The 10,697-nt window shown below is 63.2% G+C and carries 12 protein-coding genes and 2 tRNA genes; 10 read left to right on the plus strand and 4 right to left on the minus strand.

Annotated features, from left to right (window positions below; all coding sequences use genetic code 11):
- Positions 1-1,293, minus strand: a complete 1,293-nt coding sequence (gene murA / locus O9Z70_RS00305; protein WP_286020523.1) for a UDP-N-acetylglucosamine 1-carboxyvinyltransferase — start codon at positions 1,291-1,293, stop codon at positions 1-3.
- A gap of 131 nt (positions 1,294-1,424) precedes the next feature.
- Positions 1,425-1,598, minus strand: a complete 174-nt coding sequence (locus tag O9Z70_RS00310) for a hypothetical protein (protein ID WP_286020524.1) — start codon at positions 1,596-1,598, stop codon at positions 1,425-1,427.
- A 128-nt stretch (positions 1,599-1,726) separates the two neighbouring features.
- Here O9Z70_RS00310 and O9Z70_RS00315 point away from each other — a divergent pair.
- A tRNA-Thr gene (locus O9Z70_RS00315) sits at positions 1,727-1,801 on the plus strand.
- Positions 1,802-2,013: 212 nt separating this feature from the next.
- Here the strand turns inward: O9Z70_RS00315 and O9Z70_RS00320 are convergent.
- Both O9Z70_RS00320 and O9Z70_RS00325 read right to left on the minus strand, forming a co-directional pair.
- Positions 2,014-2,089: transfer RNA gene (locus tag O9Z70_RS00320), tRNA-Ala, on the minus strand.
- A 140-nt stretch (positions 2,090-2,229) separates the two neighbouring features.
- Positions 2,230-2,625 (minus strand): TIGR02300 family protein, encoded by a 396-nt coding sequence (locus O9Z70_RS00325; RefSeq protein ID WP_286020525.1) that lies wholly within the window; start codon positions 2,623-2,625, stop codon positions 2,230-2,232.
- A gap of 181 nt (positions 2,626-2,806) precedes the next feature.
- Here O9Z70_RS00325 and O9Z70_RS00330 point away from each other — a divergent pair, with 181 nt between their 5' ends.
- The 9 genes from O9Z70_RS00330 to accD all read left to right on the plus strand — a co-directional run bounded on the left by O9Z70_RS00330 (position 2,807) and on the right by accD (position 10,626).
- Positions 2,807-3,457: a (d)CMP kinase gene (locus tag O9Z70_RS00330; RefSeq protein WP_286020526.1), complete on the plus strand. Its 651-nt coding sequence runs from the start codon at positions 2,807-2,809 to the stop codon at positions 3,455-3,457.
- A gap of 218 nt (positions 3,458-3,675) precedes the next feature.
- Positions 3,676-5,343 carry a 30S ribosomal protein S1 gene (gene rpsA, locus O9Z70_RS00335; RefSeq protein WP_502870209.1) on the plus strand — a complete coding sequence of 556 codons (1,668 nt, stop codon included), beginning with the start codon at positions 3,676-3,678 and terminating at the stop codon, positions 5,341-5,343.
- A 75-nt stretch (positions 5,344-5,418) separates the two neighbouring features.
- On the plus strand, positions 5,419-5,922 hold the full coding sequence (locus tag O9Z70_RS00340) for a GNAT family N-acetyltransferase (protein ID WP_286020528.1): 504 nt from the start codon (positions 5,419-5,421) through the stop codon (positions 5,920-5,922).
- 103 nt (positions 5,923-6,025) lie between these two features.
- Positions 6,026-6,307 (plus strand): integration host factor subunit beta, encoded by a 282-nt coding sequence (locus tag O9Z70_RS00345; protein WP_035099264.1) that lies wholly within the window; start codon positions 6,026-6,028, stop codon positions 6,305-6,307.
- Positions 6,308-6,344: 37 nt separating this feature from the next.
- Positions 6,345-6,707, plus strand: coding sequence for a lipopolysaccharide assembly protein LapA domain-containing protein (locus O9Z70_RS00350; protein ID WP_286020529.1), 363 nt, complete (start codon positions 6,345-6,347; stop codon positions 6,705-6,707).
- 50 nt (positions 6,708-6,757) lie between these two features.
- Positions 6,758-7,408 (plus strand): phosphoribosylanthranilate isomerase, encoded by a 651-nt coding sequence (locus tag O9Z70_RS00355; RefSeq protein ID WP_286020530.1) that lies wholly within the window; start codon positions 6,758-6,760, stop codon positions 7,406-7,408.
- A gap of 99 nt (positions 7,409-7,507) precedes the next feature.
- Positions 7,508-8,722, plus strand: coding sequence for a tryptophan synthase subunit beta (gene trpB, locus O9Z70_RS00360; RefSeq protein WP_286020531.1), 1,215 nt, complete (start codon positions 7,508-7,510; stop codon positions 8,720-8,722).
- Positions 8,722-9,546, plus strand: a complete 825-nt coding sequence (gene trpA / locus O9Z70_RS00365) for a tryptophan synthase subunit alpha (protein ID WP_286020532.1) — start codon at positions 8,722-8,724, stop codon at positions 9,544-9,546. Before trpB ends, trpA begins: the two co-directional genes overlap by 1 nt.
- 96 nt (positions 9,547-9,642) lie before the next feature.
- Positions 9,643-10,626, plus strand: coding sequence for an acetyl-CoA carboxylase, carboxyltransferase subunit beta (gene accD, locus O9Z70_RS00370; protein WP_286020533.1), 984 nt, complete (start codon positions 9,643-9,645; stop codon positions 10,624-10,626).
- Positions 10,627-10,697 lie beyond the last annotated feature (71 nt).

Genomic DNA, 10,697 nt, shown 5'->3' on the forward strand with positions numbered 1-10,697 from the left:
TCAGCCAGCAACCCGTTCGATTTCGGCGCCGCAGCGGGAAAGTTTGTCTTCCAGCCGCTCGAAGCCGCGGTCGAGGTGGTAGATGCGATTGACCACGGTTTCGCCCTTGGCGGCGAGGCCGGCAATGACCAGCGACACCGAGGCGCGCAAATCGGTGGCCATGACCTGGGCGCCCTTAAGCTGGGGTTTGCCATTGACGGTGGCGATCTGGCCATTGACCGAAATATCGGCGCCGAAGCGGGCCAACTCGGCCACATGCATGTAGCGGTTTTCGAAAATGGTCTCGCGAATCTGGCTGACGCCGTCGCTCATGGTCATCAAAGCCATGAACTGGGCCTGCAGATCGGTCGGGAAGCCGGGAAAGGGATCGGTTTCCATATCGACCGCCTGAATGCCATTGCCATTGCGGCGGATGCGCAGGCCCTTGGCTTCATGGGTGAGCTCGGCGCCGGTCCGGGAAAGAATGTCGAGCGCCGCCTGCAGATGCTCCGGGCGCGCCCCCTTGAGCAGCACGTCGCCGCCGGTCATGGCGGCGGCCATGGCGAAAGTGCCGGTCTCGATGCGGTCGGGAATGACCTCCACAACGGCGCCATGCAGCTTTTCGACGCCTTCGACGGTCAGCGTGCGGGTGCCGATGCCGGAGATCCTGGCGCCCATGGCGACGAGGCATTCGGCGACATTGGTGATCTCGGGTTCCTGGGCGGCGTTCTCGATAATTGTGGTGCCGCGCGCCAGCGTCGCCGCCATCAGGATGGCATGGGTGGCACCGACCGAGACCTTGGGGAAGCTGATCGTGGCGCCGACCAGCCCGCCCTTGGGCGCGCGGGCGACGACATAGCCTTCGTCGATATCGATGTCGGCGCCAAATTGCTGGAGGCCATAGAGGAAGAGGTCGACCGGGCGGGTGCCGATGGCGCAGCCGCCCGGCAGCGAAACGCGCGCTTCGTGGCAGCGGGCCAGCAGCGGGCCGATGACCCAGAAGCTGGCGCGCATCTTGGAGACCAGAGCATAGGGTGCGGTGGTATCGACGATGTCGGCGGCATGGAAGGTCATGCGCTGGCCCACGCCCTCCTCCTCGCCGCGGCGGCGGCCATGCACGGCGATATCGACGCCGTGATTCTCCAGAATGCGTTCCAATTGTTTGACGTCGGCAAGGCGCGGCACATTATGCAGCACCAGCGGCTCATCGGTGAGCAGCGAAGCGATCATCAGCGGCAAGGCGGCGTTCTTGGCGCCGGAAATGACGATTTCGCCATTAAGTTCATTGCCGCCGACCAAACGAATACGATCCATGAAAAGTCCTCAAACGCAGCCCATAGGGCCTGCTACCTGGTGGGGAGCCAAGGCGAGGTCTTCGTTGCCGCGTGAGCCAGACCAGCCGCACTCTAGAAAGGGTGACGATGGATATCTCGCCCGAAAATGGTTTACGGTTTCTTGTCCGTGTCCGTTTCGGAGGCCGAAGCCGCAGAATCGGCATCGCGCCCGGGATTAAGCTCCTGGGCGCGCGCCTTCGCCTGCGCCTTGCGGCGCTTGAGGTTCTCACGCAACTTTGCGGCCAATCTTTGCTCGCGCAAGTCCGCCTGTTCCGATTTGCCCATTCCGCTCTCGGCCCATCGATTCTCTTTGCGCGCTAGATAGGCTGTTTTTGACCTTGCGTCGAGACAGGCACTATGGCAAAGGAGCCCCCGTCGCCGCGCTGGCCCCGCCCGCGCCGCACACCCGGTTTGCTGCCGTAGCTCAGTGGTAGAGCACTCCCTTGGTAAGGGAGAGGCCGTCAGTTCAATCCTGACCGGCAGCACCAGTTTTCCCAGTTTCTGACTCTCTTCGGTCCGTTCGTCACGCCGTGCTCGGCAGAATCGGGAGGGACTATATGCGCGCCCGTTGCGTGTTGGTAGAAATCGCCTCGGCATCGATGCGGAGAATCCCTCGATCGCTCAGCGCCGGCCAGAAATGGGGATGTTTAAGTGCCTTCGAATTTTAACCGAAGGAAAGCAATTGGGTAACGGAAGGATTTGGTGGAGCCAAGCGGGATCGAACCGCTGACCTCTTGCATGCCATGCAAGCGCTCTCCCAGCTGAGCTATGGCCCCATTCCGTGGGTTCCGGCGAGCTTTGCCCGTCCGAAGCGAGGCGGAACGTATTGGATCATCCCGCCGCTTGCAAGTGCCTAAATGACACTTTTTTGTTCTGCCGGACAGCATTTCCGTCCGGCAGGAAATTCTCAATGAAATCAGCGATCTTCGTCGTCGCTGACCTCGAAGCCGAGGCCATCGTCCTCGTCTTCGTCTTCTTCGAGGAACGCGTCTTCCTCATCGCCCAGGTCCTCTTCGACCTCGACATCCTCGACATCGGGAATCTCGTCGCCCGATTCTTCGGCATCGGCCTCTTCGAGGCTGACGATCACCGGCGCCGCCGCGTCCTCGACCTCGTCTTCTTCGTCCGCCTCGTCCTCGTCATCGACCTTGCGCGCCGTGATCGGGCTGACCTTGCCGGGCAATTGATCGAAATAGGACCGCGGATAGGACTTGCCCGTATAGGGCGAGACGATCGGGTCCATGTTGAGGTCGTAGAATTTCTTGCCCGTATCGGGATCGGTCCGCTTGGTGCCGCGGTCGGAACTGGCCATTTTCATGCCTCGTCGAATGGAAAATGCGCGGGGGCGTCGAAAGCCGCTTGCGCCCCCCGTTTCGGTCAGTCCGGTTATGAGCAAAGCCGGCACGTGTCAAACGCAAAATGCGCGCTCTTGCTCCCCGCCTCCGCTGCGGCTATCGCCTAGGGCCGGGATTGCATTGCCGAGGAGGTCCAGCATGATCATCGCCGTCGACGGACCCGCCGCTTCCGGCAAGGGCACCCTGGCCTCGGGGCTCGCCCGTCATTATCGCCTGCCCCATCTCGATACCGGCCTGCTTTATCGCGCCGTGGGCCTGGCGGTGGCTGGCAAGGAAGACCGGCCGGACCTGGAAGAAGCGGCGATTGCGGCGGCCCGGACGCTCGATGCCGCCCATCTCGCCGATCTGGATGCCCTGACCGCCGCCGAAACCGGTGTCCTGGCGTCCAAAGTGGCGGTGATTGCCGAGGTGCGGGCGGCCCTGTTCGACTTTCAGCGCAATTTCGCCCTGCAGCCGGACGGGGCGGTGCTGGACGGCCGTGATATCGGCACGAAAATCTGCCCCGACGCCGACGTGAAACTCTTCATCCAGGCCGACAGCAAGGCGCGGATGGAGCGGCGGGCCAAGCAATTGGAAGCACGGGGCATCGTGGTCGACCGTTATGCGCTTTATCACCAGATCGAAGAGCGCGATGCCCGCGACATGCTCAATCCGCATGGCGGCTTTTACAAAGCGGACGACGCGCACTTGCTTGATACGACGCTTCTCGATATAGAGGCCGCACTCCGCGCTGCCATCGAGATTGTCGATCGGACCATGGCGCTCAAGGCAGGGGGCCAAACCTCCTAATTTCCTCCTTGGGGCCGGACACCGCTGCAATCGGTTCAATCGCTGGCCCGGAACCAGACATAAATCTATCGTCCTGTTCTTAGAAGCGGTGCTCCGTGCGCCGGCTTCGGCATTGCCGAAGCGGACCCGTATTCGGGCAGGATGCAAACCCCCAACCACCGGCGCAACGGAGAAAGAATTTGGCACAGCAGACTGTGACGAAAGACGATTTTGAATCGATGCTTCTCGACTCCTTTGTCGACAACGATGCCGCTGAAGGCACCGTCGTCAAGGGCAAGGTCGTCGCCATCGAAAAGGACCTCGCGATCATCGATGTGGGTCTGAAGACCGAAGGCCGCGTGCCGCTGAAGGAATTCGGCCAGGCCGGCCGCGACGGCACCATCGCCGTCGGCTCGGAAGTGGAAGTTTATGTCGACCGCGTCGAGAACGCGATGGGCGAGGCCGTCCTCTCCCGCGAAAAGGCTCGCCGCGAAGAGAGCTGGGTCAAGCTCGAAGAGAAGTACAACGCCAATGAGCGCGTTGAAGGCACCATCTTCAACCAGGTCAAGGGTGGCTTCACCGTCGATCTGGAAGGCGCCGTGGCCTTCCTGCCGCGTTCGCAGGTCGATATCCGCCCGATTCGCGATATCGCCCCGCTCATGAACGTGCCGCAGCCGTTCCAGATCCTCAAGATGGACAAGCGCCGCGGCAATATCGTCGTCTCGCGTCGCGCCATTCTCGAGGAATCGCGCGCCGAACAGCGCTCCGAAATCGTCCAGCAGCTCGAAGAGGGCCAGGTTGTCGACGGCGTGGTCAAGAACATCACCGATTATGGTGCCTTCGTCGACCTGGGCGGCATTGACGGCCTGCTGCACGTCACCGATATCGCCTGGCGCCGCGTCAACCACCCGTCCGAAGTGCTCACCATCGGCGAGACCATCAAGGTCCAGATCGTGCGCATCAACCATGAGAGCCACCGCATCTCGCTGGGCATGAAGCAGCTCCAGGCCGATCCCTGGGAAGGCATCGAAGCCAAGTACCCGATCGGCGCCAAGTTCTCCGGCCGCGTGACCAATATCACCGATTACGGCGCTTTCGTCGAATTGGAGCCGGGCATCGAAGGCCTGATCCACGTTTCGGAAATGAGCTGGACCAAGAAGAACGTCCATCCGGGCAAGATCGTCTCGACCTCCCAGGAAGTCGACGTGGTGGTGCTCGAAGTCGATCCCGACAAGCGCCGCATCTCGCTGGGCCTCAAGCAGACCCTGCAGAATCCGTGGGAAGCCTTTGCCGAGACCAACCCGATCGGTTCCACCATCGAAGGCGAAGTCAAGAACAAGACCGAGTTCGGCCTGTTCATCGGCCTCGAAGGCGATGTGGACGGCATGGTCCACCTGTCCGACCTCGACTGGCAGAAGTCCGGCGAAATCGCGCTCGACGACTACAATCGTGGCGACATGGTCAAGGCCAAGGTTCTCGACATCGATGTCGACAAGGAACGCATCAGCCTGGGCATCAAGCAGCTCGCTGCCGATGAACTGGCCGATACCGGCTCGTCCGACGGTTCGGGCCTGCGCAAGAACGCCGTGGTCACCACCGAAGTGGTGGAAGTCAACGATGGCGGCATCGAAGTGCGCATTGCCGACAGCGACGTGACCGCCTTCATCCGCCGCGCCGATCTCAGCCGCGATCGCAACGACCAGCGCCCCGAGCGCTTCGCCAAGGGCGACAAGGTCGATGCCCGCGTCACCCAGTACGACCGCAAGACCGGCCGCATCCAGCTCTCGATCAAGGCGCTGGAAATTGCCGAAGAACGCGAAGCCGTGGCCAATTTCGGCTCCTCGGATTCGGGTGCTTCGCTCGGCGACATCCTGGGCGCCGCCCTCAAGGACCGCGAGCAGAAGTAAGTCTTCTGGCTGTGTAAATCCTCTGACCCGCGCCTATCCGGCGCGGGTCTTTTTCGTTTCTGGAGATCACAAAAGGTGCTCAAGGATGTCGCCTGGCGGGCGATGAGCGGCTATGACGGCGCCGCCGTCTTCGCCATCGCCAGACAGGTTCACCCCGGCTTCTTCGAGGCCGAGGCGGTGCTGGCGGAAAAATTCACGCTTTACCGTAATGGCTGCTATGTGCTGGATGTGGGCGAAAAGCCGGCCGGCTACGTGCTGAGCCATCCCTGGAGGCTGGGAGACCTGCCGGCGCTCGATACGCTGCTGGGCGCGCTGCCGGCCGATGCCGATACGTTTTACATCCACGACCTGGCCTTGTTGCCGCTGACGCGCGGCATCGGCGCAGCCGGGCACATCGTCGCGGCCCTGACCAAGCATGCAATGGCCATGGGATTTCCGACCATGAGCCTGGTGGCGGTCAACAATTCGCTCGCCTTCTGGACCCGCCAAGGCTTCATGGTGGAGACGCGCCCGGAACTGGCGGAAAAGCTGGGCGGCTACGGAAGCGAGGCGCGCTATATGGTCAAGCGCCTGGTCTGAGGCCACAGGCGTTGCGCGGTTACCGCCGCTTGACGGTTTGCCCCGGCTTTGGCAGGTTGGCGCTGCCCTGCAAAAGGTGTTGGGGCCAAGACCGGAGCCTTTGATGATCAAGTCCGAACTTGTCGAAAAGCTCGCTGCGGAGAACCCGCATCTGTTCCAGCGCGACATCGAGAATATCGTCAACGCCATTCTGGACGAGATCGGCGATGCCATGGCGCGCGGCGATCGCGTGGAGTTGAGGGGGTTCGGGGCATTTTCGGTCAAGAACCGTCCCGCCCGCGTGGGCCGCAATCCGCGCACCGGCGAACAGGTCGATGTCGGCGAGAAATACGTGCCCCAGTTCAAGGCCGGCAAGGAAATCCGCGAGCGGCTCAACCGCTCGTAGGCGCTGGCACCGGCAGGGGCCTTAACTGGGAGACCTTATGGTCAACAGGATTGTCGGCTGGCTGATACTGGTCCCGTTTTGCGGGCTGCTGATCGCCTTTGCCCTGGCCAATCGCCATCTGGTCAGCGTCAATCTCAATCCGTTCCTCGCGCCGGCCGAAGCCGGATCGGGGGGCTATGGCATCCCGCTGTTCATCGTGCTCTATGTCGTGCTGCTGATCGGGGTGCTGCTGGGCGGCATCGCCTCCTGGTTCGCACAGGGCCATCACCGCCGCCGCGAACGCCATTGGCGACGCGAGGCTCAGCAATTGAGCCAGGAACTCGAGGCGCAGCGCCGCAAGGCTGGCCCGGCGCCGGCTTCGCCGATGAGCGATGTCGACGACATGCTGGAAACGCGGTGATCAACGGCGCCGTGTGGCCCGATTATTCTTCTCTATCTCTGCGAGGCCCCATGATGGGCGAACCCGTGATCATCAAAATCTGTGGCATCAAGACTTATGACCTGCTCGACGCCGTCATCGAGGCGGGCGCCGACATGGTCGGTTTCATGCATTTCCAGCGCTCGCCCCGCCATGTCTCGATCGAGGATCTGGCCGGATTGATCTCGGCGGCGCGCGGCCAGGTGCAAAGCTGCGTGGTTTTGGTCAATCCCGACAATTCCTGCGTGGCGGAGGTCGCGGCGCTCGGTCCCGACTGGATCCAGCTCCATGGCCCGGAAACCCCGCATCGCGTGGCGGCGATCCGCGCCGAGGCCGGCGTCGAGATCATGAAGGCGCTGCCGATCGGCTCGGCCGAGGACGTCGCCCATATTGCCGCTTTCACCGAGGTAGCCGACCGTATCCTGGTCGACGCCAAGCCGCCCAAACATGCCGACAGGCCGGGCGGTCTCGGCGAGCGCTTCGACTGGTCGCTCCTCAAGGCGCTTGACCCCTCCGTGCCCTTCATGCTTTCGGGAGGCCTGACGCCGGACAATGCGGCCGAGGCCATCGCGGCGGTGCAGCCGTTCGGGGTGGATGTCTCTTCGGGTGTGGAAACCGCGCCGGGCGTCAAGAACAAGAAGCTGATCGAGGCGTTCATCCGCAACGCCCGGGCGGCCGGCTGAACTGAATTATCGCGAGACCTCTTGGTGAGCTTGTCGAACCACGAGGCCGGCGGGCACAGACCTCGTCGGAGAACGCCGAGCAAGTTAGGACTTTCCTTGATGGACGGCACCAATTCCCTGCGCAATGGCCCGGACGAGCATGGGCGTTTCGGCATTTATGGCGGGCGCTTTGTCGCCGAGACGCTGATGCCGCTGATCCTCGACCTCGAAAAGGAATATCGCGCCGCCAAGGCCGATCCGGCCTACGCGGCCGAGCTCGGGGACCTGGCGGTCCACTATACCGGCCGCCCCAGCCCGCTCTATTTCGCCCGGCGCGTCACCGAGCATCTGGGCGGCGCCAAAGTGTTCCTCAAGCGCGAAGAGCTCAACCATACGGGCTCGCACAAGATCAACAATTGCCTCGGCCAGATTCTGCTGGCCAAGCGCATGGGCAAGACCCGCATCATTGCCGAGACCGGCGCCGGTCAGCACGGCGTCGCTACCGCCACGGTCTGCGCCAAGTTCGACCTGCCCTGCACCATCTTCATGGGCGCCACCGATGTCGAGCGGCAGATGCCCAATGTGCTGCGCATGCGCATGCTGGGCGCCGAGGTCCGGGCGGTCACCGCCGGCGCCGGCACCCTCAAGGACGCCATGAACGAGGCGCTGCGCGACTGGGTCACCAATGTCGACAGCACCTATTATCTGATCGGCACGGCGGCGGGACCGCATCCCTATCCGGAAATGGTGCGCGATTTTCAGTCGGTGATCGGCACCGAGATCAAGGAGCAATTCCTAGCCCAGGAGGGCAAGCTGCCCGATGCGGTGGTCGCCTGCGTGGGCGGTGGCTCCAACGCCATCGGCACCTTCCATGCCTTCCTCGATGACCGCGACGTCGCCCTTTACGGCGCCGAGGCCGGCGGCCACGGCATCGCCGTCGAGAACGGGCACGCCGCGTCGATGACCGGCGGGCGCCCCGGCGTGCTGCATGGCAACCGCACCTATCTGCTACAGGATGAAGACGGACAGATTCTGGAAGGCCATTCCATCTCGGCCGGCCTCGATTATCCCGGCGTCGGCCCCGAACATTCCTTCCTGCACGACAGCAAGCGCGTCACCTATGCGCCGGTGACCGACAATGAAGCCCTGGACGCCTTCCAGCTGTTGACCCGCCTCGAGGGCATCATTCCGGCGCTGGAATCGGCGCATGGCCTGGCACAATTGATGAAGGTGGCGCCGAATATGGGCAAGGACCAGTCCATCGTCCTCTGTCTCTCGGGCCGTGGCGACAAGGACGTGGAAAGCGTCGGCAAATATCTCGGGATGCTGAAATAATGACCACCCGCATCGACCGGCGTTTCGCCGAGCTCAAAGCCCAGAACCGCCCCGCCCTCGTGACCTATATCATGGCCGGCGATCCAGACCTCGCCACCGGCCAGGCTATTCTCAATGCCCTACCCCAGGCGGGCTCGGACATTATCGAGCTGGGCCTGCCCTTTTCCGATCCGATGGCCGATGGCGTCGCCATCCAGCTCGGCGGCCAGCGCGCCCTGGCGGCGGGACAGACGCTGCTCGGCGTCCTCGGCATGGTCGAGGAATTCCGCCGCAAGGACGAGACCACGCCCATCGTGCTGATGGGCTATTACAATCCCATCTACAATTTCGGCGTCGACAAATTCCTCGCGGCAGCCAAGGAAGCGGGCATCGATGGCCTGATCGTGGTCGACCTGCCGCCCGAAGAAGATGCGGAATTGTGCCTTCCCGCGCTGCGGGCCGGGATCAATTTCATCCGCCTCACCACCCCGACCACCGACGACAAGCGCCTGCCGGCCGTACTCGCCAATACGTCGGGCTTTGTCTATTACGTCTCGATGACCGGCGTGACCGGCTCGGCCATCAAGTCGCGCGGCGCCGTGGGTGAAGCGGTCGAGCGCATCAAGGCCCATACCGACCTGCCCGTCGCCGTGGGCTTCGGCATCAAGACGGCGGAAGACGCCGCCGAGATCGGCAGGCATGCCGATGGCATCGTCGTCGGCACGGTGCTGGTCGACGCGGTGGCCAATTCCCTGGCCGATGGCCGGGCGACGGACCGGACGGTTTCAGCCGTGCGCGATCTCGTCACCGACCTCGCCGCCGGGGTGCGCCGGGCCAGGGGATAGCGCGTCGCGCCCTTTGCGTTGACGCCTCGCCCTGATAAGAATTGCCACAATTGACGACTACGGGATCCTTTAAGGATCATCGCCAAAGGCCGTGCCATGAACTGGATCGACAATTTCGTCCGCCCCAAAATCCGCTCTTTCCTGTCCAACAAGCGGGATACGCCGGAAAATCTCTGGGTGAAGGACCCCGAATCCGGGGAAATGGTGTTTTACCGCGACCTCGAGGCCAATCAATGGGTGGTGCCCAATTCCGGCTACCACATGAAGATCAAGCCCGCCGACCGGCTGGCCACCTTCCTCGATGAGGGAAAATATGAGCTGGTGCCGGTGCCCTCCGTGCCGGTCGATCCGCTGAAATTCCGCGATCAGAAGCGCTATACGGATCGTCTCAAGGAAAACCGCGCCAAGACCGGCCATGAGGATTCGGTGATCGTGGCCACCGGCAGCCTGTTCGAGCGCGCCGTGACGCTGGCCATCCAGGATTTCGACTTCATGGGCGGCTCGCTCGGCATGGCGGCGGGGCAGGGGATCATAACCGGGCTCGAAACGGCAATCCGGCTAAAAACGCCCTTCATCCTTTTCGTCTCCTCGGGCGGGGCGCGCATGCAGGAAGGCGTGCTGTCGCTCATGCAGATGCCGCGCACCACCGTGGCGGTGCTGCGCCTGCGTGAGGCGGGTCTGCCCTTCTTCGTCGTCCTGACCAATCCCACCACCGGCGGCGTCACCGCTTCCTATGCCATGCTGGGCGACGTGCATCTGGCCGAGCCTGGCGCGCTGATCGGCTTTGCCGGCCAACGCGTCATCGAGCAGACCATTCGCGAAAAGCTGCCCAAGGGCTTCCAGCGCTCCGAATATCTTTACAGCCACGGCATGGTGGACATGGTGGTGCACCGGCACAATCTGCGCTCCACCATCGGTTCGCTGGCTGCCATCCTCACCAAGGCGCCGCCCAACGATGCGATCACCGCGACCAGCACCAGGGCCATCGCGGCGCAGGCGAGCCTGCGCGATGCCGCCTTGGCCGCCGAGGGCGACGACGACGATATCGAGCCGCCCGCCGCCGCGGCCCATGCCGAATAAGCCTGCCCCTGCTGGACAAGCGGGGCGGGGCCCTTTCTTATCCGGCTCATGGAACGCACAGCCCGATTCCC

The organism is Devosia sp. YIM 151766 (assembly GCF_030285925.1).
Lineage (GTDB): Bacteria > Pseudomonadota > Alphaproteobacteria > Rhizobiales > Devosiaceae > Devosia.